This window comes from Lentzea sp. NBC_00516 (genome assembly GCF_036346835.1).
GTDB lineage: Bacteria > Actinomycetota > Actinomycetes > Mycobacteriales > Pseudonocardiaceae > Lentzea > Lentzea sokolovensis.
The window spans coordinates 3244588-3270583 of record NZ_CP107840.1 but is presented as its reverse complement, the minus strand read 5'-3'; the positions used below and the strand labels follow the sequence as shown (position 1 = coordinate 3270583).

Below are 25996 nucleotides of genomic sequence, written 5' to 3'. Positions count from 1 at the left end.
CCGTAGATCAACGGGCCCGCGTTCCCTTGAGCTTCACCAGTTCCGACTCGAACAGGTTCTGCTCGACCTTCAGCGTGCCGGGCACGGCCGCGTCCGGTCTGCTCATGTACGACTGCGTCGTGGAAGGCCGTCCCACCAACGAGAACCGCAGCTCGCCGGTGAGTCCCAAGGTGTCGATGGCGTTGGTCTCGTGGAACGCACGCAGCACGCCGTCGCGCGTGAGGTCCTTCTTCTCGCACGCCTTCTCCAGCACCGCCGCGTACGCCATCGCGACCGTGTAGCCGTGCACGGTGTTGAGCGAACCCAGCTCGCCCGGCCACCGCTGCTCATAGGCGTCGCGCAGTTCCCGGACGCCCCGTGCCTCGCCGCTCCACGGCGCGACCGGTGCCGTGAGCAGGACCTGCTTGGCGAACACCGCCGCCACCGGTGACTGCATGATCGCCGGGTCGTAGCTGACCGCGCTCGACAGGATCGGCACGGTCCAGCCGAGCTGTGCGGAGATACCCACCGCCGCGGCGGTCTGCGGCGGTGTCAGGCTGAGCACCAGGACCTTGGCGTCGGCGGCCTTCAGCGCGGCGATCTGGGTGGTGAGGTTCGCCGTCGTCTCGGTGACCGCCTGCTCCGAGATCTTCATGTCCCAGTTCTCCGCGACGAACCGGCTGCCCTCCAGCGCGTTGTCGCCGAAGCTGCCTCTGAGGTGCAGGTGACCGATCATGTCGCCGGCGTTCAGCGCGCCCTTGCGCTTGTAGTGGTCGAGGCCGTTGATGATGTCGAGGTCGTAGGTGGTGCCGACGATCATCATGTGCGGGTTGCCCAGCAGGGACGCCGCCCACGAGCCGGGCACGGTGAGCGCCCGCGTCTGCATCAGGTCGGGCTCGATGGCCGCGGTCATCGGCTGACCGGTCACGTCGATGAATCCCAGCACCTGCGGTTCGAGCTCGAAATAGCCGTCCAGCGCCTTCTGAACGTCGTAGGCGTGGTCCTTCTGCTTCAGTTCGACACGCCGCCCGCACACGCCGCCGCGTTTGTTGACCTGGTCCAGATAAAGTTCATATCCGCGAATCCGGAGAACCGAGGTCCCTTTGAAAGGACCGGTCATGTCGGTCAGAACGCCGAGTGAGATTGCCTCGTCGGTGACACCGGGGCCTGTCCTGACAGGCCGATTCATCTGGTCATTCCCTGTGCAGCCGGTGAGCGCCGCCAGCAGGAGGGCAGTGGACAAGAATAGATGATGAATAGACATTCCTGGCCTTGTCGCAGAAGAAAATGAATCGGCGGTGGGGCGCAGTATTGGGTAACGGGCCGGGAGTCGTCCAATTTTGTGGCCCGGAACACCCCGGTGGGGTGAACTGCTTCGACTACCGATGCAAAACGCGTGCCGGGTACCTTGATCGGGTGGAAGAGCCCGTGTGGAACGAGTGGCGGCGGCCAGGCCCGACGCCCGCGCAACGGCGGCGCGACATCGGCATCGCCGTGATCGTGCTGCTGTGCGCCGTCGAGGTCACCACGCTGGTCAACAGCATGGGCGCCTACGTCTTCCGGGATCCGCCCGGTCTGCTCGCGCAGCTCGCCTGGGTGCTCGCGTTGTCGGTGCCGCTGGTCGTGCGCCGCCGCTACCCGCTGGCCGTCATGCTCGTGGTGTCAGCGCTGTTCATCGCCGCGCAGGTGAACCGCGCCGGCGACACCCTGGTGCCCTCCGCGATCCTGTTCCTCGCGATCTACACCGTCGGCGCGTGGGAGCAGAACCGCCGTTTCGCGCGCTGGTCCCGCATCGGCGTGATCGGCGCGATGTTCCTGTGGCTCGGGTTCAACCTCGTGCGGTCCCTGCTCGGCCCCAAGGGCGACTTCAAGGACGCCGCCGGGCCGATGGACCCGGTGCTCGCCTCCGTCCTCTACGGACTGGAGTTCAACATCTTCTTCTTCATGCTCGCCTACGTGGTGGGGGAGATGGCCTGGTCGGGAGCCAGGCGACGGGCCCAGCTGGAGTTCCAGGCGGAGGAACTGCGCCGCTCGCAGGAGCAGAACACCCGCGGCGCCATCGCGGCCGAACGCATGCGCATCGCGCGCGACCTGCACGACGTCGTGGCGCACCACGTGTCCGTGATGGGCATCCAGGCAGGTGCCGCACGTCGTGTCCTCGACTCCGATCCCGTCCTTGCCCGCGACGCCCTGCAGACCGTCGAGCAGACCGCCCGCACCGCGATCAGCGAACTGCGCGGCCTGCTGGGCGTGCTGCGGGCGGATGCCGAGACCGACCTGAAGGCCGCGCCAGGCCTGGACGATCTGCCGGAACTGTTCGACAGCGCCCGCGCGGCCGGCCTCGATGTCTCGCACGGCGTGTACGGCTCACCTCGCGACGTGCCACCCGGTGTCGCGTTGTCGGCGTATCGCGTCGTGCAGGAAGCACTCACGAACGTGGTGAAGCACGCCGACGCACAGCACGTCGACGTACGGATGCGGTTCCTGGACAGCGCTCTGGAACTGGAGATCGCCGACGACGGCCGTGGCCGTGCCGTGTCCACGAACGCGGGATTCGGGCTCGTCGGTATGCGCGAACGTCTTGCCGTGCACGGCGGTTCGCTGGAAGTAGGACCACGGCGTGACGCGGGCTATCTGGTCCGTGCGTCGCTGCCGACCGTGTTGGAGGAGAAGGCGTGAGTTTGCGAGTCGTGCTGGCCGACGACCAGGACCTGGTCCGTGCCGGATTCCGGGTCATCCTCGGCACCGAGCCCGGCATCGAGGTCGTGGGCGAGGCGGGCGACGGCGCCCAGGCCGTGGAACTCGTCGCCTCGCTGCGCCCCGACGTGGTGCTGATGGACGTCCAGATGCCGCGCATGGACGGCCTCGAAGCCACCCGCCACATCCTTTCCGCAGGTCACGGCACCCGAGTCGTCATCCTGACCACGTTCGACCGCGAGGACTACCTCTTCGAGGCGCTGCAGGCGGGCGCGAGCGGGTTCCTGCTGAAGAACGCTTCGCCGGAAGACCTCGTGGAGTCCGTGCGGGTCGTCGCGCGTGGGGACGCGTTGCTCTCGCCCGAGGTGACACGACGCGTGATCGCTCGCTTCAGCACTGCCCCGAGGGAACGCGCGCGGCCGCCGGAGCTCACCGACCGCGAGTTCGAGGTGCTGGTGGAACTGGCCAAGGGCGCGTCCAACGCGGAGATCGCCGCGACGTTGTTCCTGGGGGAGACCACCGTGAAGACGCACGTCTCCCGTGTTCTGACCAAGCTTGGTCTGCGCGACCGCACGCACGCCGTGGTGTTCGCCTACGAGAGAGGGATCGTCACGCCTGGCGGCTAGAGCTGTCTGGAACTCATACTGTCCCGGCTTCACATAGCCGTGAGAGGTGGCCCCCAGGTGACGACGAGCTCGCGCATCCGCCGCAGTGGCTTGGCTCCGGTCCTCCAGGCGCGGCTGGCGCTGTGGACGTTCGTCGTCGTGAACGTGGCGATCGTCGAGTTCCTGTTCCTGACCGCGGGCACGGGCAAGAACGAGGTTCTCACCGTCGCCAAGTTCTTCGGCCTGCACGCCGCGCTGATCATGATGTTCCAGTTGCTGCTGGTCGCCCGGCTGCCGTGGCTGGACCGGCGCATCGGCATGGACCGATTGACGGTGTGGCACCGGTGGGTCGGCTTCACGCTGCTGTGGACGGTGCTCACGCACGCCACGATCGTCGTCCTCGGGTACGCGACCCTGGACGACGCGCCGATGACGAAGACGTTCCTCGCTCTGGCGGGCGTTCCCGCTTCGTTGCTGGGGATGCTCGCCGCCACGATCATCGTGGTGATCGGGGTCGTCTCGACGCGCGCGATCCGGCGGCGGCTGCAGTACGAGACCTGGCACGGCCTGCACCTGCTGCTGTACGTGGCGCTGGGGCTCGCGTTCGTGCACCAGTTGCTGGAGACCACGACGTTCAAGTCGTCGGTCTTCGCGATGGTCTACTGGTGGGCGCTGTGGCTGTTCGCCTTCGGTTCGCTGGTCGCCGGGCGGATCGTGACGCCGCTGATCCTCAACTCCCGCCACCAGTTCCGAGTCGCGGCCGTGGTGCCGGAGTCGCGCGACGCGGTGTCGGTGTACGTGACCGGACAAGGCCTCGACCGGCTGGCCGCCAAGTCCGGCCAGTTCTGCATCTGGCGGTTCCCCGGACACCGCCACTGGTGGCTGGCGAACCCGTTCTCGCTGTCGGCCGAGCCCGATGGCCGCACGCTGCGACTGACCGCCAAGGCCGTCGGCAAGGGCAGCGCGGGCCTGCGCGACCTGAGGCCGGGGACGCGCGTGTTCGTCGAAGGCCCGTACGGGGCGTTCACCTCACTGCACCGAACCCGGCCGGGCGTGCTGCTGATCGCGGGCGGCGTGGGCGTCACCCCCATCAGGGCTCTGCTGCAGGAGCACGTCCCCGGCGACTTCGTCGTGCTCTACCGGGTGCGCGACGAGCGCGAAGCCGTGCTGCTGAACGAGTTGCGCCAACTCGTCGCCGCTCGCCGTGGCCGGCTGCACCTGCTCACCGGCCGGACCGGCCAGGGCGCCCGGCCGTTCGAACCGGGTGCACTGCAGCAACTGGTACCCGACGTCGTGGCTCGCGACGTGTACGTCTGCGGTCCGCCCGCGATGACCGCGGCCGTGCTGAGCGGACTCCGGGCGCTGAACGTGCCGAACGCCCAAGTCCACGCCGAGAAGTTCGGCCTGGCCTGACGATCCGCTCACGTTCTGACCTCGCGTACGCAATCTGACGTATGCGAGATCAGAACGTGAGCGGATGATGCGCCCCCTCCTGGTGACGAGCATGGATCTCGACACCACGAGAGAGGGAGAGCAATGGCTACCACCCGCAAGCTCAGCGGCCGCGCCCGCAAGGCCGTGCTGCTCGTGCACGTCCTGTCGGCGGCGGCGTGGCTCGGCATCGACCTCGCACTGGGGATCCTCGTCGTGATCGCACTGTCCACTGAGGACGCCGGCACCGCGGGCGTCGCGATCCAGGCGGTCGACCTCTTCGCGATCTGGCCGATGTTCGGCGCCAGCGTCGTCTGCATGATCTCCGGCGTAGTGCTCGGCGTCGGCAGCAAGTACGGCCTGTTCAGGTACTGGTGGGTCGCGATCAAGCTCGTGCTGAACGTCGGCATGTCCTTGCTCATCGCGTTCGCCCTGCGTCCCGGCGTCGCCGAGGCCGCGCGGATCGGCGAACGGATGCTGGCGGGCGACCCGGCCGCGGTGATCCCGAGCGGCATCCTGCACCCGGTCGTCGTCGCGCCGACGCTGCTGCTGTTCGCCTACGTCCTGTCCGTGTTCAAGCCGTGGGGCAGGATCCGCAAGTCAGCCCAGCCAGTCAAGGGCCAGCGCCGCGACCTCGTCGGTGCTGTCTAGCTGAAGGAAGTCCGGATGACGATCTCGCGAACCGCATCAGAGGTCCACCCTCATCACGAACCGCCGCTTCGTCGGGTGCGTCACCTGGACGAACCCGGCCTCCTCGAACACCTGCCGCGCACCGACGTGCATCTCGCCCCACGTGACGTTCTGCCCAGGCGCGGCGATCATCGGATAAGCCTCGACGGCCCGAGCCCCGTGCTCGCGCGCATGCTCCACGGTCGCCGCCGCCAGCTCGTAGGTGAGCCCCTGCCTGCGGAACCCCTTGCGCACCACGAAACACGTCACGGCCCACACGCCGTCGTCGTCCTTGTCCTCGGCGCGCCCCTTCCACGGAATGGGCATGCCGAGCAGCTTCGCGTAGTCACACCGCGGCTCGACCGCCACCCACCCGGCGGGCTGATCGTCCACATAGGCCACCAGGCCGCTGCCCCGCGCGGACTGCTCCTCGTGCGCGGCGACGCGCTCGTCGAGCGTCGAGTCGCGCCACATCCAGCCCTTCACCTTGTACCGCTGGCAGTGGCACTTGCCGGGCTCGGAGCCGTCGAAGATCGCCTCGACGTCCTCCCACGGCACCTCGTCCGACGGCACGATCCGGATCATGGGCCCAGACTAGAGCTCCTGGGTCAGGTTGACCGGGTTTCCGTCCGGGTCGAACACGTGCGCCACACGTTGCCCCCAAGGCATGTCGTTCGGGGGACCCAGCACGCGGCCGCCCGCGCCCTCGACCAGCGGCAGCAGTGCGTCGACGTCGGCCACGCCGATGCTCAGCGCGATGCGCGGCGGCGCGGACAGGTCGGCGGGCTCGGAGACGAGCCCGAGTTCCGAGTCGCCGATCTTCAGCGTCCGGTAGAACACCGGACCGTCCGGCGGGTACGAATGCACCTCGCACGCACCGAGAACCTGCTCGTAGAACGCCTGTACCCGGTCCAGGTCCGGTGTCACGATGATGGGCTGGATGGCCATGAAATCCTCCTAGTCGTCCACAGGGATACGGGACGACGGCCCGGAACTCATCGGTGAACCGAACAAAGGCAGCAACTCCTCCACGTTCAGGAACGTCGTGGACCCGGTGACCAGCCCACCCCGAACGTCGAGGAACACCAGCCCGAACGGCCGGTCCATCCCCGGCCGCATCTGCCAGTACGCGGGCGACCCGTTGGCCCGCACCGGCACCAGCCACGCGCCGGCACACGCAGCCCCGGGATCGCTCAACGCCACCGAGATCGGCCCACGCCCGCGCAGCCACCAGCTGAACGGCGGCATAGACATCGTCGCGTCCTCGTGCAGCAAAGCCACCAAAGTCTTCACGTCATGCCGCTCGAACGCCTCGCAGTACCGGCTCAGCAGCGACTTCTGCACGGGATCGGAAGGAGCGAACGGCTCACCGGCATCGACGACCGGCAACGTCGCCCGCGCCCGTTGCAATGCGCTGTTCGCCGCCGCCACCGAGATGTCCAGCAGCGAGGCGACCTCGGAAGCCTGCCACGCCAGCACATCACGCAGGATCAGCACGGCGCGCTGACGCGGCGGCAGGTGCTGCAACGCGGCCACGAACGCCAGCCGGACGGTCTCGCGGCGAATCGCCTGGTCCTCCGGCAGCACCAGCGCGTCCGGCACGGGCTGCACGAACACCCTCTCCGACATAGGTGCGCCGATGTCCCCGCCCGCTGGTCCGAGGCCGATGGACAGGGCGCGCCGCTGGGCGCTGCGCTGCATGTCGATGCAGATGTTCGTGGCGATGCGGTAGAGCCAGGTGCGCAGCGACGCGCGCGAGGAGTCGTAGCTGTCGTACGCCTTCCATGCGCGCACGAGTGTTTCCTGCGCGGCGTCCTCGGCCTCGAAGCCGGAGCCGAGCATGCGGTAGCAGTAGCCGGTCAGCTCGACCCGGAACGGCTCCAGCGTCTCGATCACGCGGAGGACCCTACGCGGATCCGCGCCAGTTCGTGCGGTACCGGGCCGGGGTGGACGATCCCCAACCGGCGGGTGGCCCGCGTCATGGCGACGTAGAGATCGTTGTGCCCCAACGGGGCGGCGAGGATCGTGGCCGGGTCGACGATCAGCACGGAGTCGAACTCCAGTCCTTTGGCCTGGACGGGTGTCAGCACGACGACCGGATCGGTGATCGCGGATGGTGTGGCGAGGTGCAGAGCCGCTTCGAGCGACGCGAGGTGGGGGAGCGGGGTGATGATCGCCAACTGGCCGTCGGTGTGCCTGGTGGCGATGCCGGCGACGACATGGGGCAGTTCCGCGAGCGTGGTGTGCCGGCGCCAGGGTGATTCACCGGCGGTGCGGGCGGATCGTGGCGGCAGCAGCCCCAGGTGGTGCGCGGCGAACAGGTCGGCGGTGGCATCCATGATCTCCGCGGGAGTCCGGTAGTTGACGGTGAGCTGCGCCAGCCGCCAGCGATCGTCCACATGAGGCCTCAGCGCGTGATCCCAGGACGAGACACCGGCCGGATCGCTGGTCTGGGCGAGGTCGCCCACGACGGTCATCGACCTGCTGGGGCACCGCCGCATCACCATCCGCCAGGCCATCGCGGACAGTTCCTGCGCCTCGTCGACGACGACGTGCCCGAACGTCACTCCGGTCCCCTCGCCGACCAGCGCGGCCGCCTCGTCCAGCAGCGGGACGTCCTCCGCACTCCAGTGTCCGTTCGTGTCGCCGAACAGGTCGGTCACCACCTGCCGTGCGGTCAGTGGCGGCCACAGTTCGTCCAGCACGCGGCGCACCGAGGCGTCGGCCGACAACGCGCCGCCCAGCCGGGCTGCGTCGACCTCGTCGAGCAGTCGCCTGGGGCCGTCGGGATCCTCGTCGTGGCCGAGCACCACACCGGCGGCGGCGAGCGCGGCCAGTTCGGCCGTGCTGAGCCGGCCGTCGGCGTCCCCGCCGTCGAGGGCCTCGCCGTCGTCGGTGAACACCACGTTCTCCATCTGGTCGATCAGGCGCTGGGAGAGCAGGCCGATGATCCGCCGCTCGAACACCAGCCGGGCCTGGTTGTGCGGCAACCCGCTGCGGAAGGCCAGTTTCAGGGCGCGGCGGCACTCGGCCGGATCCAGTCGCACCACCTGTTGCTCGAACTCCACCTCGACCGGCTCGTCGGGAACGCGCACCCGTGCCCGCACCGCGGCGGCGATCAGGAGGGCCTGGTCGGCGCTTCCCTTGGCCGCGGCGATCTCGGGCGGGTCTGTGCGGCTGACGTGGACGTCCGGCCGGAGCAGGGCGATGGTCGCGGTCACCACGGCGTGCTCGCCGAGGCCTGGCAGCACCTGCCCGACGTACTCCAGGAAGACCTCGCTGGGACCGACGATCAGCACACCCCGTGTGCGCAGGTGCGGCCGCGTGTAGAGCAGGTAGGCCAGCCGGTGCAGCGCGACCGCCGTCTTGCCCGTCCCCGGACCACCCTGCACGACCAGCACCCCGGCGTGCCCGTCGCGGACGACGTGGTCCTGCTCGGCCTGCAGCGTGGTCACGATGTCGCGCATCCGCCCGGTGCGCTCCGCCGTCAGCGCCGTCAGCGCCGCCAGCAACGCGGCCTCACCGACCAGGGCGCCCTGCTCGGGGGAGTCCGGATCGAGCAGGTCGTCGTCCAGTGCGAGGACCGTCCGGCCCCTGGTCGTGATGCGCCGTCGCCGTCGCACGCCCTGTGGGGTGGCTATGGTCGCGGTGTAGAACGGCTGGGCGGCCGGTGCGCGCCAGTCGAGGAGCAACGGCTCGTCGTCCTCGAACATTCCCAGCCGCCCGATGTGGACGCGCCGCCCGTCCCGCAGGTCCAGCCGCCCGAAGCACAGTCCGTCCTCGGCGGCGTCCAGGCGAGCCAGCTCCGCCCGCCACACCGCCGCCGCCTCCCCGGACGAGGACCGCCGGGCCTGCTCGCGCAGGACGTCCAGCCTGGCGTGCAGAGCGGTCACGTGCTCCTGCTCCGCGGCGAGTTCCCGATCGGTCTCGTTGCTGGCCGGCACCCAGAACTCCCCGCGGTTCGATGATTGGTGACGACGATGGTGCGCGGCGGATCCGCGAAGAAACAGTCTTGTCTTCGCCGGCGCGTTCAGCCGACACCGATGAGTTCTCGCCCGCCGGCTCGTACATCAGGACATGACGGAAGACATCCGCGCCGCGGTGGCGGCGGAACGACGTGATCAGGCCGCACTTCTGAGCGGCCTCACCGAGGAACAGTGGAACGCGCCCAGCCTGTGCGAGGGCTGGACGGTGAAGCACGTCGTCGCGCACACGACACTGCCGTTCCGCTCCTCGGGCAAGCGAGTGATCCTGGAGATCCTGAAGTCGGCCGGCCGCTTCAACCACGCGTCCGACCGCATGGCCCGCAAGGACGCCGAAGCGTGCACGAGCGGTGAACTGCTCGCCGTGCTGAAGAGCAACATCGACCACCCGTGGACGCCACCTGGCAGCGGTCCCGCGGGCGCGCTCTCGCACGACGTCATCCACGGCCTCGACATCACGACCGCGCTGGGCATCGACCGCGAAGTCCCGCACGAACGGTTGAAGATCGTCCTGGACGGCATGAAACCGAGCAACGTCAAGTACTTCGGCGCGGACCTCGACGGCAAACGCCTCGAGGCCACCGACATGGACTGGACGTTCGGTGGGGGAAAGCCGGTCAGAGGACTGGCCCAGGACCTGTTGCTGCTGGTCTGCGGGCGCACGCTGCCGCCGGGAAGGCTCAGCTGACCGCCTTGCGCACGCGGGTCGTCGCCTCGGTCGTCGCCACCAGGAAACGGGCGACGACCTGACGGTCCGCGTCGCTCATCTCGTCCCAGACCGCCGCGTACTCGCGGGCCAGCGGCTGGAAGAACGCCGCCGCCAGCGCCGTCGCCCGGTCGAGCACCTGGAGTTCGACCCGGCGACGGTCGTCCGGGTCGCGCTCGCGCGTCACATGACCGGCCTTCTCCAGCCGGTCCAGCACGGACGTCGTGGCCGACGCGCTCAGGTTCAGTGCCTTGGCCAGCGTGCCGGGTGTCAGGGGAGCCGTCATGATGAGGTGCAGCGCCGTCATGTCTGTCGGGTGCAGGGCGTGCGCGGCGCTGAAGATCTCCAGGAATCGGTTCGACTCCATCACCAAAGCGCGCAGCATCATGCCCAGGTCGTAGTCACTTGCGTCGCTCACGGACACAGCTTACTGTTTCGGCCATCGAAACGTTCGACGATCGAAGGAATGCGTGATGCGAGTCCTCGCCGGGGTACTGCTCGTCGTCTGGTTGGCCCTGGGCGGCTTCACCGGGCCGTACGCGGGCAAGCTGTCGGAGGTCGCGGAGAACGACAGCAGTGCGTTCCTGCCCAACTCCGCCGAGTCCACCCAGGTCGCCGAGCTGCAGAAGAAGTTCCAGCGCGAGACCGCGATCCCGGCGATCGTCGTGATCGAACGGTCCGGCGGACTGACCGAAGAGGACAAGCGCTACCTCGGCGACCAGGTCAAGGGATTCCAGGCGTCCCCCGTCATCCCCTCGCCCACGGACAACCAGGCCGCGCAGGTCGTCGTGCTGCTCGATCCGGCGAAGGACGTCAAGGACTCGGTCTTCGAGCTCCGAGACGGCACGCGGAGCGCTCCGCAAGGGCTGACGGTGCTGGTCACGGGCCCGGCCGCGCAGGTAGCGGACCTCGTCGAGGCGTTCGGCGGGATCGACGGGCTGCTGCTGATCGTCGCGGGCGCCGTGGTCGCGCTGATCCTGCTGGTGGTCTACCGAAGTCCGTTGCTGCCGCTCGTCGTGCTGGTGTCGGCGGTGTTCGCACTCGGCCTGGCCAGCTTCGTCGTGTACCTGCTCGCGAAGAACGACGTGCTGGCGTTGAACGGCCAAAGCCAGGGCATTCTCTCGATCCTGGTCTTCGGCGCCGCGACGGACTACGCGTTGCTGCTGGTGTCGAGGTTCCGCGAGCAACTGCGTGACACGCAGGACAAGTACGAGTCCATCCGCACGGCCTGGCGCGGCACGATCGAACCCATCGCGGCCTCGGCCGGCACGGTCATCCTGGGCGTGCTGTGCCTGCTGTTCAGCGACCTCGACTCGAACAAGGGCCTCGGCCCGGTCGCCGCCATCGGCATCGGCGCCGCGCTGCTGACCACGATGACGTTCCTGCCCGCGACGCTGGCACTGCTCGGACGTGGCGCTTTCTGGCCGTTCGCACCGAAGTTCGGCTCGAAGCACCCCGAGACGAGCGGACTCTGGGGCCGCGTCGCCAACCTGGTGCGCCGCAAGCCTCGCGCGATCTGGATCGTCACGTCGCTCGTGCTGCTCGCGGGCGCCGCGTTCCTGCCGCAGCTCAAGGCGTCCGGTACCGCGCAGTCCGACGTGTTCCTGACGCCGGTCGAATCCGTTGCGGGACAAGAGGTGCTGTCACGGCACTTCCCCGGTGGCACCGGCTCGCCGACCGTGATCATCACCGCCGAGAGCAGCACCGCCGAGGTCGTGCAGAAGTCCAAGGTGGACGGTGTCGCGGACGTGCGGCCCTCCGGAACCGCCGACGGGCTCGTGCGCATCGAGGCCACGCTGAAGGACGCGCCGGACTCCGACGCCGCGGTCGAGACCGTGCAACGGCTTCGTGCGGCCGTGGACGGCATCGACGGGACGAAGGTGGGCGGGCCTACGGCGACGTTGCTCGACACCAGGACGACGTCCGAGCACGACCGGGCGCTGATCATCCCGATCGTGCTGCTCGTGATCTTCCTGATCCTGGCCCTGCTGCTGCGGTCGTTGCTGGCGCCGTTGCTGCTGATCTCGACCGTCGTGCTGTCGTTCGCGGCCACGATGGGCGTGTCGGCGCTGGTGTTCAACCACGTCTTCGACTTCCCCGGCGCCGATCCCGTGGTGCCGTTGTTCGGGTTCGTGTTCCTCGTGGCGCTGGGCATCGACTACAACATCTTCCTGATGACCCGCGTCCGCGAGGAGACTCAGCAGCTCGGCACGGTCGAGGGCACGCTCAGAGGTCTCAGCCTGACCGGTGGCGTGATCACGTCGGCGGGTGTGGTGCTGGCGGCCACGTTCGCGGCGCTGGCCGTGCTGCCGATCCTGTTCCTGACGCAGATCGCGTTCATCGTGGCGTTCGGCGTCCTGCTGGACACGTTGCTGGTGCGGTCGTTGCTCGTGCCGGCGCTGTCGGTCGACATCGGCGGGCGAATCTGGTGGCCGTCGAAGCTGCGGTGAGTCAGGATTCCCGGCATGACCTTCACGGCACGTCAGCTCAACCGCGCCACGCTCGACCGGCAGATGCTGCTGCGGCGCGAACCGGTTGACCTGCTGACGGCCGTGGACCGGGTCGTGGCGATCCAGGCGCAGGAACCCGCGTCGCCGTACATCGCGCTGTGGAACCGGATCGAGGGCTTCGACCCCGCCGATCTGGACGAGGCGTTCACGAGCGGGGTGGTCCGCAAGGCATCGCTCATGCGGATCACCCTGCACGCCGTCACGGCCGCGGACCACGAGGTGTTCCACCATGCGATGCTGCCCGCCCTGAGGGCATCTCGGCTGTACGACAAGCGGTTCAAGTCCATGGACGTGACGATCGAACAGGCCGACGCGCTGCTGGAGCACCTGCTGGAGTTCGCGGCGACGCCCCGGCAGAAGGCGGAGATCGAGGAACTGCTGCACTCGCACGTCGGCGACGTCGGTGAGCCCGGCGTCTGGTGGGCGCTGCGGACCTACGGCGGTCTCGTGCACGCGCCGACGGGCGGGCCGTGGTCGTTCGGGCTGCGGCCGTCCTATCTGGCCGTGGCGGCCGAGCCCCGCGAACGGATGGCGGCCGTCGCGGAGATGCTGCGCCGCTACCTCACCGGGTTCGGGCCCGCGACCGTCCTCGACATGAACCAGTTCAGCATGCTGCCGCGCACCACGATCCGGGAAGCGCTGGCGTTGCTGGACCTGGCGAAGCACGGCGACCACTACGACATTCCGAATCGGACAATCCCGGACGAAGACACCCCGGCACCGCCACGGCTGATGGCCATGTGGGACAGCACGTTGCTCGCCTACGCCGACCGGAGCCGGATCATTCCGAACGAATATCGCAAGCTCGTCATTCGTAACAACGGTGACACGCTGCCGACACTTCTCGTCGACGGCCACGTGGCCGGAGTGTGGCGTCCCACCGAGGACGGAGGCGTTGAAGCGACCGCGTTCCACGCCCTTGACGAGGAACAATGGGCCGGACTGGCAGAAGAGGCCGCGGCACTGCGCAAGCTCCTCGGTGATCGCGAACCGCAGGTGTACAAACGTTACACACGGTGGTGGAGCGGCCTTCCGGCCCACGACGTTCGTACTGTGTGAATACGTCAAGATCCACAAAGGACCGTCCGTGAGTCACTATTCCTCCACCCTGCATGGAGGAAAGCTCAATGTCTCTCACCAGAAAGCGCGTGCTGCCGGCGTTCGCCGCCGCAATGCTCGCGGCCGGCGCGATCACCCTGCTCGGCGGCACCCCCGCCGCGACCGCCGTCGGCTCGACCGAGTGCGTCGACACGCACGCTGACGAGCACTCGGCTGCGCGTGGCAGGCCCGGTAGCACCGGCCACGACCGCAACGAGATCTCCGACGCCCAGGCCGCCCAGATGAACGCGGACCTGCGTGCGAAGATCGCCAAGAACAACACGCTCGGCGAGTTCAGCGCGCTGGCGGGCGGCACGATCAACGTGGTGTTCCACGTCGTGACCACCTCGGCGGGCAAGGGCGCGATCACCGACGCCACCCTCACCAAGCAGCTCAAGGTCCTCAACGACGGCTTCGCGGGCGTGGAGTCGGGCGCGGCGGCGAAGACGGGCTTCAAGTTCGTGCTGCAGCAGACCAAGCGCTACACGAACAACACGTGGTTCAACGGCGGCGCGGACAACGCCACGACCGAGCGTCAGATGAAGACCCAGACCCGCGTCGGCACGGCCGCGACGCTCAACATCTGGTTCGCCGACATCGACGGCTTCGGTTTCGCGACGTTCCCGAGCTGGTACAAGGGCGACCCGAAGATGGACGGCGTCGTCGTCGACTACGCCACCGTCCCCGGCGGTTCCGAGGTCAACTTCAACCTCGGCAAGACCGTGACGCACGAGGTCGGCCACTGGATGGGCCTCTGGCACACCTTCCAGGGCGGCTGCACCGCGACCAACGACGAGGTCGCGGACACCCCGGCGCAGACCAGCTCCACCTCGGGCTGCCCGGAAGGCCGCGACTCCTGCTCGCGGACGGGCCTGGACCCGATCCACAACTACATGGACTACTCCTTCGACGACTGCTACAACCAGTTCACCCCTGGTCAGAACACCCGCATGCAGAGCGCCTGGACGGCCTACCGCGCCGGCAAGTGATCTGACGGGAGGGCTTGCGCCGACAGCAAAAGGAAGCGCAGGCCCTCCCGTGACGCGTCGTTCGCCGCCGTGTAGGCGACGAGCAGTTGATCCGGATGAGTGTCCACAGTGAACTGCTGCACGTCGAGGGTCAGCGTGCCCGCCACCGGGTGGTGGTAGGTCTTCACGAGCTGACGTGGCCCGCGCACCTGATGCGTCGCCCACCACGTGCGGAAGTCCAGGTCCTTCACGCTCAGTTCGCCGACGAGGGACGCGAGCGCGCGATCGTGCGGGGTGCGGCCCGCCTCCATCCGAAGCACCGCAACACATTCCTGCGCCGAACGTTCCCAGTCGCCGTACAGAGCGCGGAACGCCGGGTCGAGGAACGTCAGCCGGATCAGGTTGCGTTCCGGCGCGGGCAGTGCGCCGAAGTCCGTCAGAAGCGCGGACGCCGCGCTGTTCCAGGCGAGAACGTCCATGCGGCGGTGCAGGACCATCGCCGGGATGTCCGGCATGCCGTCCAGCAACTGCTGCAACCGCCCGGCGACCTCGGGAGCGGCGTCCTGCCTGGCCGGGGCGACATCGGCGAGCGTGAACAGGTAGTCGCGTTCGTCCGCGGCCAGCTGGAGCGCGTCGGCCAGTGCGTCGAGGACGGTGCGGGACACCCGGTTGGTGCGGCCCTGTTCCAGCCGGACGACGTAGTCGACGCTCACGTGCGCGAGCTGGGCCAGTTCCTCGCGGCGCAGCCCCGGGACGCGGCGGGTCCTGCCGTCGTCGGGGAAGCCCGCGCGTCGCGGGTCGGCCGCGGCACGGCGGGTGCGGAGGAAGTCGCCCAGGTCGGTCATGCCTCCAGTGTCCGTGTTTCCGGGGACGTGTGCCTGGTACTGGTGTGCATAGGCTGGGTCGTCCCTGGTTGCGCCGGTCTCGCGGGACGACCGTGGTGGACATGGACAACGTGACCTTCCCCAGCAACGGACTCGAGATCGCCGGCCACCTCCACCGGCCGGAAGGCGCTCCGCGTGGAGCGATCGTCGTCGGGCACCCCGGCACCGGCGTCAAGGAGCAGACGGCGGGACTGTACGCGCAGCAGCTCGCTGAGCAGGGCTTTCTGGCGTTGGCGTTCGACGCCGCCTACCAGGGCGAGAGCGCGGGAGAGCCGCGCGGCCTGGAGGACCCGTTCCAACGGGTCGAGGACATCCGTGCCGCCGCGAAGTTCCTCAGCGAGGAGGACGAACGCGTGGGCGTGCTCGGCATCTGCGCGTCCGGTGGGTACGGGGTGGCGGCCGCCGGGACCGACCACCGGATCAAGGCGATCGCCACCGTCAGCCTGGCCGACATCGCCCGCCAGTTCCGGTTCGGCGCCGACGGCACCCAGGATCCCGCCGTGCTGCAGGGAATGCTGGACCAGGTGCGGGACGGCGGCTTCACGCTGTTCCCGGAGACCGCCGAGCAGGCCCGCGCCGGTGGCCCGCACTCGTACGAGGGCTGGGAGTACTACTGCACGCCACGCGGCGAGCACCCGCGCTCGGCGAAGACGGTGACGTGGAGCAGCGTCGGCCGGATCGCCGCCTTCGACGCGTTGCGCGCCGTCGACCTGATCGCGCCGCGGCCGTTGCTGCTGGTGGCCGGGCGCGAGGCGGTCACGTCGTGGATGAGCGTGGAGGCGTACCAGAAAGCGGGCGGCCCCAAGGAGTTCCACTGGGTCGACGGCGCGACGCACGTCGACCTGTACGACAGGTACGTGCCCCAGGTCGTCGAGCGGGTGACCGAGTTCTTCGCGAAGACCCTCTAGATCCGGGCGGCGACCGACCGGGCCCGGTCCAGTTCGCGCCGGTAGCGGCCGGGGTTGTGCGCGACGAGTTCCTCGTACATCGCAAGGGATTCGGTGATCGCCGCCCCGGCCTCCGCACGTTCGGAACGCAGGACGCGGATCAGCGCGTGGTCTGAGAGGGCGTCGGCCAGCAGGTAGCCGTACTCGTACGGGTCGCCGGCGTGCTGGTCCCGGTAGTGGGTGACCGCCCGCATTGACGCCTCCAGCGCGGTGTCGAGCTCACCCGCGTGCGCCGAGGCCAGCGCGAAGGTGTTGCGCGCCATGGCCTTGCCGTCCGCCGTCTGGTTCAGCTCGACGCTCTTCGCGGCCGCCTCCGCGGCTTCGGCGTACGAGCGGCGCGTGATCAGGAGGCTCGCCCGGTTGTTCCACGCACGCGCGAGCGTCTGGCGGCCGAGCTCGCGGTCGTCGTGCTTGGTCGCGAGGGAGATGGCCTCGTCGCTGGCGGCCAGCGACTCGTCGAGCCTGCCGGCGTCGTGCAGCCTGCTGCCCAGACTGACGAGCGCGACCGAGAGCCGCAGCTCCGCCCTCATGACCATGGCACGGCGTTCGGTCGCCGCGAGCAACTCGCGGTAGCGGTCGGCCGACTCCTGGGCGGCCTCCACCGCCTCGGCGAAAAAACCCAGGTCGAGCAGGCGGTTGGCGTGGTTGTGGAGTCCTCCGGCGAGGTCGTCGAGCGACTGCCGGTCGCCCTCGTCCTCCGCGTGCTCCCGCAGAACGGCCACGGCCTCGTCTGCGGACACGCGTGCCTCCTCGAACCGGCCCAGGCGCACCTGCAGGAGGCCGAGCTCCTCGAAAGCGCCGTGGCCGTTGATGTTCCGTCCCGGACCGCGGTGCCGCCAGAACGCCGCGTTGAGCGCGGTCAACTCCGCCGCCTGCTCGTAGTCGCCGATCGCCGCGAGGCGATGCGCGTACTCCAGCCATGCGTGCGCGAGGTCGTAGCCCGGCAGCCGGTGCGGCACCAGTTCCTGGCCGTCCAGCTCGGCGACTGCCTGACGGGCGTTCTCGGCGGATTCGATGTGCCTGCCGAGCCTGCCGAGGAGGTTGGTGACCCAGTACCTCGCCGTGTTGGCGATCCCCGTGCTGCTGTGGCCCGGCACGGCCAGACGCAGCGCCAGCGGCAGTTCCTCCTGGGTGACCTCCAGCGCCTCCTCATACCGCTCCTGCCGCATGAGGTTGTCGCGCATCAACGTCAGGACGCACCGCAGCTTCTCGGCGTCACCGGCCTCCCGGCGGAACTCCAGCACCTCGTGGTGCGTCCGCAACGCGAAGTCGTCCCAGCCGCACTCCTCGAACCACTCCGCCAGCTCCACCAGGGCTTCCGTCAACGCGTCCGGACTCGGCCAGTCCTCGCGAGGCTTGCTCCGCAACTCCTCGACGACAGGCCAGACGTACCCCAGCATCTTCAAGGGATCCGGATGGCCGCTCCTGGCAGGGCGGTGCCACGTCTCGCCGCGGCTCACAGGGTTGATCACGCGCGAGTGGATATCACGTCCCGGTGGTCGATCAGCAGCCTCGCCCGCGCCACCGACACCGCGAAGCCGACGTCCAGGAACACCGAGAAGTCCCAGTGCCGCACGAGCTCGTCGCGGTGCAGGAAGATGCCGTCCACCAGCAGGAGCGCGGACGGCGACGCGACCTCGGCCGGTGCGTCCACGTACCCGTCGGTCTCCAGGTCGTGGTTCGCCCGCCGGCGACGTCCGCCCGCGCTGCCAGCGAATCGCGCGCGGGTGGTGGAAGTCGTCCACGGACGCGCGCACCACCTCACGGCCTCTGGAACGCAGCACCTGAGCCAGGTCGTCGCAGCGTCATGGCATTGACGTTCTCACACATCGTGACCGCCACAGGCCCTATCGGATGAGACCCAGGTCTCCCCGGCCTCAAGAACGCGTAAAAGCCGGGCCTCACCCCGTAAGGACGCTGTCAGGCACCCCCTGATCAGGCATTTCGTGATGCACGCTTCCGGGCGTCATCAAGAATCCTTGTCGTTGAAGGGAGCGGCGTCATGGCCGACCTGGCCTACGCGTTGCTGCTGATCGGGAGTTTCGTCGTGCTGGGCCTGACGGTGCGTGGACTGGAGAAGTTGTGAGCACGGGACTTGTCGCGAACGCCGTTGCCGGCGTGATCGCGCTCGCGCTGATCGTCTACCTGTTCATCGCACTCGTCAGGCCGGAGAAGTTCTGATGTCACCTCTCGTGGCCGGCCTCCTGCAGGTCGGCACCCTCGTCGCGGCCCTCGCGGTCGTGTACCGGCCCCTCGGCGACCACATGGCCCGCGTGTTCACCGCGAAGAGCCACTTAAGAGCCGAGAAGGCCATCTACCGGTTCGCACGGATCAACCCGGACATCGAACAGAAGTGGAGCACCTACGCGTACGGCGTGCTGGGCTTCTCGTTCGTCGGCATCGTGTTCCTGTACGTGATCCAGCGGATCCAATCGGTCCTGCCGTGGAACTTCGACCGCGGCAACGTGCCGGAGGGCATGGCGTTCAACACGGCGATCAGCTTCGTGGCCAACACGAACTGGCAGTCGTACGTGCCGGAAGCCGTCATGGGCCACACGGTCCAGATGATCGGTCTGACCGTGCAGAACTTCGTGTCGGCGGCCGTCGGTCTGGCCGTCGCCATCGCCCTGGTCCGCGGCTTCGTCCGGCACCAGACCGACCGGCTCGGCAACTTCTGGGTCGACCTCGTCCGGGGCACCATCAGGATCCTGCTGCCGATCGCGTTCATCGGCGCGATCGTGCTGATCGCGTTCGGCGTCACGATGAGCCTCAAGTCCGGTGTGGACGTTGACGGCCAGACCGTGGCGAACGCGCCCGTCGCGAGCCAGGAGGTCATCAAGGAGCTCGGCACCAACGGCGGCGGCGTCCTCAACGCCAACTCGGCGCACCCGTTCGAGAACCCGAACGAGTGGACCAACCTGATCGAGATCTTCCTGATCCTCGCCATCCCGGTCGCGCTCACCCGCACGTTCGGTCAGCTGGTGGGCAACAAGAAGCAGGGCTACGTCCTGCTCAGCGTCATGGGCGTCATCTGGACGGCCATGCTCGGGGTGATCTGGGCCGCCGAGGCGAACGGCCTGCGGCCCCTGGAGGGCAAGGAACTCCGGTTCGGCATCCCCGGCAGCGCGATCTTCGCCGACGCCACCACCGGCACGTCGACCGGCGCGATCAACTCGCTGCACGACAGCTACACCGGGCTCGGCGGCGGCGCGACGTTGCTGAACATGCTGTTCGGCGAGATGACGCCGGGCGGTGTCGGCACCGGGCTCTACAGCATTCTGGTGATGGCGATCATCGCGATGTTCCTGGCGGGCCTGATGGTCGGCCGCACACCCGAGTACCTGGGCAAGAAGCTGGGGCGCAAGGAGGTCACGGCCGCCGCGGTGTCCATCCTCGCGATGCCGACCGTGCTGCTGATCGGCGCGGGCATCGCCGCGATCCTGCCGAGTACGCAGGCCGCGCTGAACAACCCGGGAGAGCACGGGCTGTCGGAGATCCTCTACGCCTACGCGTCGGCGTCGAACAACAACGGGTCGGCTTTTGCCGGTATCACGGTGACGAACGACTGGTTCCAGTCGTCGCTCGGCCTGTGCATGCTGTTCGGCCGGTTCATCCCGATCGTCGCGGTGCTGGCGCTCGCCGGATCCCTCGCGGCGCAGAAGAAGGTGCCGGTGACGGCGGGCACGCTGCCCACCACCGGCCCGTTGTTCGCGACGTTGCTGACCGGCTCGATCGTCCTGGTCGCCGCGCTGACGTTCGTTCCCGCTCTCGCCCTCGGTCCCATCGCGGAGGCACTGCTGTGACCACCACCCTTCAGAAACCGGCTGTGGCACAGGAGAAGACACCTGCCAAGCCGAGCATCGCCGCGGCGATCCCGGAGGCGTTGCGCAAGCTCCACCCGCGCCACCAGCTGCGCAGTCCCGTCATGTTCGTGGTCTGGGTGGGCTCGCTGCTGGTCACCGTGTTCGCGGCGACCGACCCGAGCGTGTTCACCGTCGCGGTGGCGCTGTGGCTGTGGTTCACCGTGCTGTTCGCGAACCTCGCCGAGGCCGTCGCGGAAGGGCGCGGCAAGGCGCAGGCCGACTCGTTGCGCAGGACCAAGAAGGACGCCGTCGCCCGGATGCTCAACGGCGATGTCGTAGCCGGTACCGAGCTCAAGATCGGCGACCTGGTGGTCGTGGAGGCCGGTGAGGTCATCCCCGGCGACGGTGACGTGGTCGAGGGCATCGCGACCGTCGACGAGTCGGCGATCACCGGCGAGTCCGCGCCCGTCATCCGTGAGTCCGGTGGTGACCGGTGCGCGGTCACGGGCGGCACGACCGTGCTGTCGGACCGGATCGTCGTCAGGATCACGACGAAGCCAGGTGAGTCCTTTGTGGACCGCATGATCGCGTTGGTCGAGGGCGCGGAACGGCAGAAGACGCCGAACGAGATCGCGCTGACGATCCTGCTGTCCACGCTGACGATCATCTTCGTGCTCGCGGTGGTCGCGTTGCAGCCGTTCGCGATCTACTCAGGCGGCGAGCAGTCGGTGGTCGTGCTGACCGCGTTGCTGGTCTGCCTGATCCCGACGACGATCGGCGCGCTGCTGTCCGCGATCGGCATCGCGGGCATGGACCGGCTGGTGCAGCGCAACGTGCTCGCGACCTCGGGCAAGGCGGTCGAGGCAGCGGGCGACATCGACACGTTGCTGCTCGACAAGACCGGCACGATCACCTGGGGCAACCGGCGCGCGACCGAGTTCATCCCGGTCGGCCCGACCTCCCACGAGACGCTCGTGGCGGCCGCACGGCTGGCGAGCCTGGCCGACGACACCCCCGAAGGTCGCAGCATCCTCGAACTCGCGGGCGGCCAACCCGCCAGTGAGCACGAGAAGACCGGCGAGTTCGCGCCGTTCACCGCGCAGACCCGCATGTCCGGCATCGACCTCGGCGACCGCAGCATCCGCAAGGGCGCCGCGTCCGCGTTCGAGCTGACCGACACGGCCCGCGAGATCGTGGACGAGATCAGCGGCCAGGGCGGCACTCCGCTCGTCGTGGCGGAGAACGGCCAGGTGCTCGGCGTCATCAGGCTGTCCGACGTCGTGAAGCCCGGCATGAAGGAACGCTTCGCCGAGCTGCGCGCGATGGGCATCCGCACGGTCATGGTCACCGGCGACAACCCGTTGACCGCCAAGGCCATCGCGGGCGAGGCCGGTGTGGACGACTTCCTCGCCGAGGCCAAGCCCGAGGACAAGATGGCCCTGATCCGCAAGGAACAGGAGGGCGGCCGCCTGGTCGCGATGACCGGTGACGGCACGAACGACGCGCCCGCACTGGCCCAGGCCGACGTCGGTGTCGCGATGAACACCGGCACATCGGCCGCGAAGGAGGCCGGCAACATGGTCGACCTCGACTCGGACCCGACCAAGCTCATCGAGATCGTGGAGATCGGCAAGCAGTTGCTGATCACGCGTGGTGCGCTGACGACGTTCTCCGTGGCGAACGACCTGGCGAAGTACTTCGCGATCCTGCCCGCCATGTTCGCGGCGATCTACCCGGCGCTGGACAGGCTCAACATCATGCACCTGGCCACGCCCCAGTCCGCGATCCTGTCGGCGGTGATCTTCAACGCGCTGATCATCGTGGCGCTGATCCCGCTGGCACTGAAGGGCGTGCGCTACCGACCGTCCAGCGCGTCGGCGCTGTTGCGGCGCAACCTGCTGATCTACGGCCTGGGCGGCGTCGTGACGCCGTTCGCCGGGATCTGGCTGATCGACCTGCTCGTGCGACTCATCCCCGGGATCGGCTGAACCAATGGACAACTTTCTGAAGCAGTCGTGGGCGGGTCTGCGGATCCTGCTCGCACTCACGGTGCTCCTCGGGGTGCTCTACCCGCTGTCGGTGTGGGGTGTGTCGCGGCTCCCCGGCCTGCACGCCAACGCCGAGGCCACGGACACGACGCTGGTCGCCGTTGCCCGCGAAGGTGACCAGTACTTCGTCCCGAGGCCGTCGGCCGCGACGCTGCCCGCGTCCGGTGGTTCGAACAAGGGCGAGCTGAACGAGGACTACACCAAGGTCGTCGCCGAGCGCAGGACTGAGATCGCGCAACGCGAAGGCGTGCCCGAGAGCCAGGTTCCGCAGGACGCCGTGACGGCGTCGGCTTCCGGCCTCGACCCGCACATCAGCCCGGAGTACGCCGCGTTGCAGGTGCCCCGTGTGGCGCGCGCGGCCGGGCTGCCGGTGGAGAAGGTGCGTGAGCTGGTCGCTGCCAACACTCACGGCACCTTCGCCACCACCGTCAACGTGACTGCGCTGAACCGTGCCATCGACAGCGCCAGTTGACGGTCGCCGGGGTGAGCTGAGGATCTACCTCGGCGCCGCTCCCGGCGTCGGCAAGACCTTCGCCATGCTCGGCGAGGCCCACCGGCGCCGGGAGCGCGGCACGGAGGTGGTCGTCGGACTCGTGGAGACCCACGGCCGCGACAAGACCGCCTCCTTGCTCAAGGATCTGGAGGTGTTGCCGCGCAAGGTGATCCGGCACCGCGACCTCGAAGTCGAGGAGATGGACGTCGACGCGATCCTGGCGCGCGGGCCCGAGGTCGCGGTGATCGACGAGCTCGCGCACACCAACGCGCCGGGCTCGCGCAACGAGAAGCGGTGGCAGGACGTCGAGGAACTGCTCGAGGCGGGCATCGACGTGCTGTCCACGGTCAACGTCCAGCACCTGGAGTCGCTGAACGACGTCGTGGAACGGATCACCGGTGTGCGGCAACGGGAAACGGTGCCGGACGAGGTGGTCCGCCGCGCCGAGCAGGTCGAGCTGATCGACCTCACGCCCGAGGCGTTGCGCAGGCGTTTGGCGCACGGCAACGTCTATCCGGCGCACCGGATCGATGCCGCGCTGGGCAACTACTTCCGGCTGGGTAACCTGACGGCGTTGCGCGAACTGGCGTTGCTGTGGGTGGCGGACCAGGTCGACGTCGCGTTGCAGCGGTACCGCAGTGAGAAGGAGATCACCGACACCTGGGAGACCAGGGAACGGGTCGTCGCCGCTATCACCGGCGGCCCGGAGAGCGAGACGCTGATCCGCCGGGCACGCAGGATCGCGGTGCGGGCGGGCGCGGAACTCCTCGTGGTGCACGTGATGCGCGGCGACGGGCTGTCCGGCGTGACGCCCGAGCACATCGCCCGCTCCCGCAAGATCACCGAGGACGTCGGCGCGACCTTCCACTCCGTGGTCGGCGACGACGTGCCGACGGCGTTGCTGGAGTTCGCCCGCGGGGTCAACGCGACCCAACTCGTGCTCGGGACTTCGCGCAGGTCACGGGTCGCGCGTGCGTTCGACGAGGGCATCGGCGCGGCCGTGGTGCAGGAGTCCGGCGCGATCGACGTGCACATGGTCACGCACGACGAGTCGCGGCGCGGTCTCCGCTGGAAGGTGGAGACCGACCCGTTGTCGTTGAAACGGCGTCTGGTCGGCTGGGGGCTGTCGCTGGTGTCGCCGGCCGCCGTGACGGGGCTGGGCATGCTGTGGCGCGACGAGCTGGACTTCTCGACCGATCTGGTGGCGTTCCTGCTGGTCACGTGCGTGGTCGCGATCGCGGGCGGGTTGGGTCCCGCGTTGTTCTGCGCGGTCCTCGGCGCCGGGCTGCTGAACTTCTTCTTCACCGAGCCCTACTACAGCCTGGCCGTGCGGTCGCCGGAGAACGTGATCACGCTGGCCGCCATGGTGATCGTCGCGACGGTGGTGGCGTTGACCGTCGACCGGGCGGCACGGCTGGGGGAGCAGGGCGCACGGGCCCGGACCGAGGCCGCACTGCTGGCCTCCTACTCCCGCACCGTGCTCACGTCGCCCTATCCGCTGGCTCGACTGCTGGAGAAGATCCGGGTCAACTTCGGTCTGGAGTCGGTGGCGCTGCTCGAACGCCGTGGCGGCGGCTGGGAACGTGTCGCGTGCGTGGGACCGCGGCCGTGCGACGAACCGGATGACGCCGACGCGGACGTGATGGTGACGTCCGACATCCACCTCGCACTCCGCGGCCGGATGTTGCCCGCGAGCGACCAGCGCGTGCTGGAGGCGGCCGCCGGGCAGGCGTTGATGGCGTTGCGGCAGCAGCGAATGGTCGACGAGACGCGAGACGCGCACCGCAAAGTCGAGACGTCGGAACTGCGCACGGCACTGCTGTCGGCGGTGGGCCACGACCTCCGCACACCGCTGACATCGATCAAGGCCGCGATCGGCAGCCTGCGCGACACCTCGCTGCCACTGTCCGAACAGGATGTCATCGAGTTGATGGCGACTGTGGAGGAGTCCGCGGACCGGTTGACCGGCCTGGTGGACAACCTGCTGGACTCGTCACGGCTCGCGACCGGTTCGGTCGAGCCGGTGCTGCGGCCGGTCGGCTACTACGAGGTCGTGGCCAGGGCCCTCACCGGCATCGGGGGAGAGGTGTCGGTCGTCGTCGACGAACACCTGCCGCCGGTGCTCGCGGACCTCGGGCTGCTGGAGCGAGTGGTCGCGAACGTCGTGGACAACGCGGTGCGGCATGGCGGATCCGAGGTGGCTGTCCGGGCCAGCGCGCACGGTTCCTCCGTCGAGTTGCGGATCGTCGACCACGGCCCCGGCCTGCCGAAGAAGGCGGGGCACAAGGTGTTCGCGCCGTTCCAACGCCTTGGCGACCGCTCAGCCACACCGGGCGTCGGGCTCGGCCTGAGCGTCGCGAAGGGCTTCACCGCGGCCATGGGCGGCGAGATCAGTGCCGAGGACACCCCGGGCGGCGGCCTGACCGTGGTCATTTCCCTGCCCGCCTACGAGGAGGCTTCCGGATGACGTCAGTGCTGGTAGTGGACGACGAACCGCAGATCGTGCGGGCGTTGAGGATCAACCTCAGCGCAAGGGGATACGACGTGATGACGGCCTACGACGGCAAATCCGCGCTGGGCGTGGCCGTCGAGGGGAAGCCGGACGTGGTCGTGCTCGACCTCGGTCTGCCCGACATCGACGGCGTGGACGTGATCGCCGGTCTGCGCGGCTGGTCCACGATCCCGATCATCGTGCTGTCCGCGCGCACCGACTCGTCGGCCAAGGTCGAGGCCCTGGACGCGGGCGCCGACGACTACGTCACCAAGCCGTTCGGCATGGACGAACTGCTGGCCCGGTTGCGGGCGGCCGTGCGCCGCAACCTCGCACGGGAGGCGGGCGATCCGGTGGTCGAGACGTCGTCGTTCGTCGTGGACCTGGCGGTGAAGAAGGTCCGCCGCGACGGCCGCGAGGTGCACCTGACGCCGACCGAGTGGGGCCTGGTGGAGATCCTGGCGCGCAACCCCGGCCGGCTCGTGTCGCAGAAACAGCTGCTGCAGGAGGTGTGGGGGCCGATGCACGTCAACGAGTCCCAGTACCTGCGCGTCTACTTCGCCCAGTTGCGGCGCAAGCTGGAGGACGACCCGGCCCATCCGCGTCACCTGATCACCGAGCCCGGAATGGGATACCGGTTCGAGGTTGACGGGCGAGCGTGAGAGCGCTTCCATGGAAGTCCGC

At 68.8% G+C, this 25996-nt stretch carries 24 protein-coding genes; 15 read left to right on the top strand and 9 right to left on the bottom strand.

Annotated features, from left to right (window positions below; genetic code table 11):
• Positions 1-7: 7 nt before the first annotated feature.
• Positions 8-1168 (bottom strand): ABC transporter substrate-binding protein, encoded by a 1161-nt coding sequence (locus tag OG205_RS14595; RefSeq protein ID WP_330278165.1) that lies wholly within the window; start codon positions 1166-1168, stop codon positions 8-10.
• A gap of 227 nt (positions 1169-1395) precedes the next feature.
• On the opposite strand from OG205_RS14595, the gene OG205_RS14590 reads away from it, so the two are divergent.
• The 4 genes from OG205_RS14590 (at position 1396) to OG205_RS14575 (ending at position 5363) form a co-directional block, all read left to right on the top strand.
• Complete coding sequence (locus OG205_RS14590) at positions 1396-2658, top strand: sensor histidine kinase (protein ID WP_330276774.1); 1263 nt, start codon at positions 1396-1398, stop codon at positions 2656-2658.
• Positions 2655-3302 carry a response regulator transcription factor gene (locus tag OG205_RS14585; protein ID WP_330276773.1) on the top strand — a complete coding sequence of 216 codons (648 nt, stop codon included), beginning with the start codon at positions 2655-2657 and terminating at the stop codon, positions 3300-3302. The genes OG205_RS14590 and OG205_RS14585 overlap by 4 nt, the downstream gene beginning before the upstream one ends.
• Positions 3303-3359: 57 nt before the next feature.
• Positions 3360-4694 carry a ferredoxin reductase family protein gene (locus tag OG205_RS14580; RefSeq protein ID WP_330276772.1) on the top strand — a complete coding sequence of 445 codons (1335 nt, stop codon included), beginning with the start codon at positions 3360-3362 and terminating at the stop codon, positions 4692-4694.
• A gap of 123 nt (positions 4695-4817) precedes the next feature.
• A complete protein-coding gene (locus tag OG205_RS14575; protein WP_330276771.1) occupies positions 4818-5363 on the top strand; it encodes a hypothetical protein in 546 nt (181 codons plus the stop codon).
• A 36-nt stretch (positions 5364-5399) separates the two neighbouring features.
• Here OG205_RS14575 and OG205_RS14570 read toward each other — a convergent pair whose 3' ends face one another.
• The 4 genes from OG205_RS14570 to OG205_RS14555 are packed head-to-tail and all read right to left on the bottom strand — an operon-like array spanning position 5400 to position 9325.
• A complete protein-coding gene (locus OG205_RS14570; RefSeq protein ID WP_330276770.1) occupies positions 5400-5966 on the bottom strand; it encodes a GNAT family N-acetyltransferase in 567 nt (188 codons plus the stop codon).
• A gap of 9 nt (positions 5967-5975) precedes the next feature.
• Positions 5976-6329: a VOC family protein gene (locus tag OG205_RS14565; RefSeq protein ID WP_330276769.1), complete on the bottom strand. Its 354-nt coding sequence runs from the start codon at positions 6327-6329 to the stop codon at positions 5976-5978.
• A 9-nt stretch (positions 6330-6338) separates the two neighbouring features.
• Positions 6339-7277, bottom strand: coding sequence for an RNA polymerase subunit sigma-70 (locus tag OG205_RS14560; protein WP_330276768.1), 939 nt, complete (start codon positions 7275-7277; stop codon positions 6339-6341).
• Complete coding sequence (locus tag OG205_RS14555; RefSeq protein WP_330276767.1) at positions 7274-9325, bottom strand: HelD family protein; 2052 nt, start codon at positions 9323-9325, stop codon at positions 7274-7276. Before OG205_RS14555 ends, OG205_RS14560 begins: the two co-directional genes overlap by 4 nt.
• 133 nt (positions 9326-9458) lie before the next feature.
• Here OG205_RS14555 and OG205_RS14550 point away from each other — a divergent pair, with 133 nt between their 5' ends.
• Positions 9459-10052, top strand: coding sequence for a maleylpyruvate isomerase family mycothiol-dependent enzyme (locus OG205_RS14550; RefSeq protein WP_330276766.1), 594 nt, complete (start codon positions 9459-9461; stop codon positions 10050-10052).
• On the opposite strand, the gene OG205_RS14545 is transcribed toward OG205_RS14550, so the two are convergent.
• Entirely contained in the window at positions 10045-10488 is a 444-nt protein-coding gene (locus tag OG205_RS14545) for a MarR family winged helix-turn-helix transcriptional regulator (RefSeq protein WP_330276765.1), read from the bottom strand. The two genes, OG205_RS14550 and OG205_RS14545, sit on opposite strands and share 8 nt — an antisense overlap.
• A 55-nt stretch (positions 10489-10543) precedes the next feature.
• Here OG205_RS14545 and OG205_RS14540 point away from each other — a divergent pair, with 55 nt between their 5' ends.
• The 3 genes from OG205_RS14540 to OG205_RS14530 all read left to right on the top strand — a co-directional run bounded on the left by OG205_RS14540 (position 10544) and on the right by OG205_RS14530 (position 14667).
• Positions 10544-12520, top strand: coding sequence for an MMPL family transporter (locus tag OG205_RS14540; RefSeq protein WP_330276764.1), 1977 nt, complete (start codon positions 10544-10546; stop codon positions 12518-12520).
• Between the two features lie 15 nt (positions 12521-12535).
• Entirely contained in the window at positions 12536-13639 is a 1104-nt protein-coding gene (locus OG205_RS14535; protein ID WP_330276763.1) for a winged helix DNA-binding domain-containing protein, read from the top strand.
• 68 nt (positions 13640-13707) lie between these two features.
• Positions 13708-14667, top strand: a complete 960-nt coding sequence (locus tag OG205_RS14530; RefSeq protein WP_330276762.1) for a zinc metalloprotease — start codon at positions 13708-13710, stop codon at positions 14665-14667.
• Here the strand turns inward: OG205_RS14530 and OG205_RS14525 are convergent.
• The gene (locus tag OG205_RS14525; protein WP_330276761.1) at positions 14649-15491 is read right to left on the bottom strand and encodes a helix-turn-helix domain-containing protein; all 843 of its coding nucleotides are present in this window, start codon (positions 15489-15491) and stop codon (positions 14649-14651) included. The genes OG205_RS14530 and OG205_RS14525 overlap by 19 nt on opposite strands.
• Positions 15492-15592: 101 nt before the next feature.
• On the opposite strand from OG205_RS14525, the gene OG205_RS14520 reads away from it, so the two are divergent.
• The gene (locus OG205_RS14520) at positions 15593-16438 is read left to right on the top strand and encodes an alpha/beta hydrolase (protein WP_330276760.1); all 846 of its coding nucleotides are present in this window, start codon (positions 15593-15595) and stop codon (positions 16436-16438) included.
• Here OG205_RS14520 and OG205_RS14515 read toward each other — a convergent pair.
• Complete coding sequence (locus tag OG205_RS14515; RefSeq protein ID WP_330276759.1) at positions 16435-17949, bottom strand: hypothetical protein; 1515 nt, start codon at positions 17947-17949, stop codon at positions 16435-16437. The two genes, OG205_RS14520 and OG205_RS14515, sit on opposite strands and share 4 nt — an antisense overlap.
• On the bottom strand, positions 17946-18131 hold the full coding sequence (locus OG205_RS14510; RefSeq protein ID WP_330276758.1) for a hypothetical protein: 186 nt from the start codon (positions 18129-18131) through the stop codon (positions 17946-17948). The genes OG205_RS14515 and OG205_RS14510 overlap by 4 nt, the downstream gene beginning before the upstream one ends.
• 428 nt (positions 18132-18559) lie before the next feature.
• Here OG205_RS14510 and kdpF point away from each other — a divergent pair, with 428 nt between their 5' ends.
• The 6 genes from kdpF to OG205_RS14480 are packed head-to-tail and all read left to right on the top strand — an operon-like array spanning position 18560 to position 25974.
• Positions 18560-18658: a K(+)-transporting ATPase subunit F gene (gene kdpF, locus OG205_RS14505; protein WP_319979798.1), complete on the top strand. Its 99-nt coding sequence runs from the start codon at positions 18560-18562 to the stop codon at positions 18656-18658.
• Positions 18658-20280: a potassium-transporting ATPase subunit KdpA gene (kdpA, locus tag OG205_RS14500; protein WP_330276757.1), complete on the top strand. Its 1623-nt coding sequence runs from the start codon at positions 18658-18660 to the stop codon at positions 20278-20280. Before kdpF ends, kdpA begins: the two co-directional genes overlap by 1 nt.
• A 23-nt stretch (positions 20281-20303) precedes the next feature.
• Positions 20304-22268 (top strand): potassium-transporting ATPase subunit KdpB, encoded by a 1965-nt coding sequence (kdpB, locus tag OG205_RS14495; protein WP_330278164.1) that lies wholly within the window; start codon positions 20304-20306, stop codon positions 22266-22268.
• A 4-nt stretch (positions 22269-22272) separates the two neighbouring features.
• The gene (locus tag OG205_RS14490; protein WP_330276756.1) at positions 22273-22800 is read left to right on the top strand and encodes a potassium-transporting ATPase subunit C; all 528 of its coding nucleotides are present in this window, start codon (positions 22273-22275) and stop codon (positions 22798-22800) included.
• Positions 22778-25288, top strand: a complete 2511-nt coding sequence (locus tag OG205_RS14485; RefSeq protein WP_330276755.1) for a sensor histidine kinase KdpD — start codon at positions 22778-22780, stop codon at positions 25286-25288. The genes OG205_RS14490 and OG205_RS14485 overlap by 23 nt, the downstream gene beginning before the upstream one ends.
• Positions 25285-25974, top strand: a complete 690-nt coding sequence (locus OG205_RS14480; protein ID WP_319979794.1) for a response regulator — start codon at positions 25285-25287, stop codon at positions 25972-25974. The genes OG205_RS14485 and OG205_RS14480 overlap by 4 nt, the downstream gene beginning before the upstream one ends.
• The last annotated feature ends 22 nt before the right edge of the window (positions 25975-25996 follow it).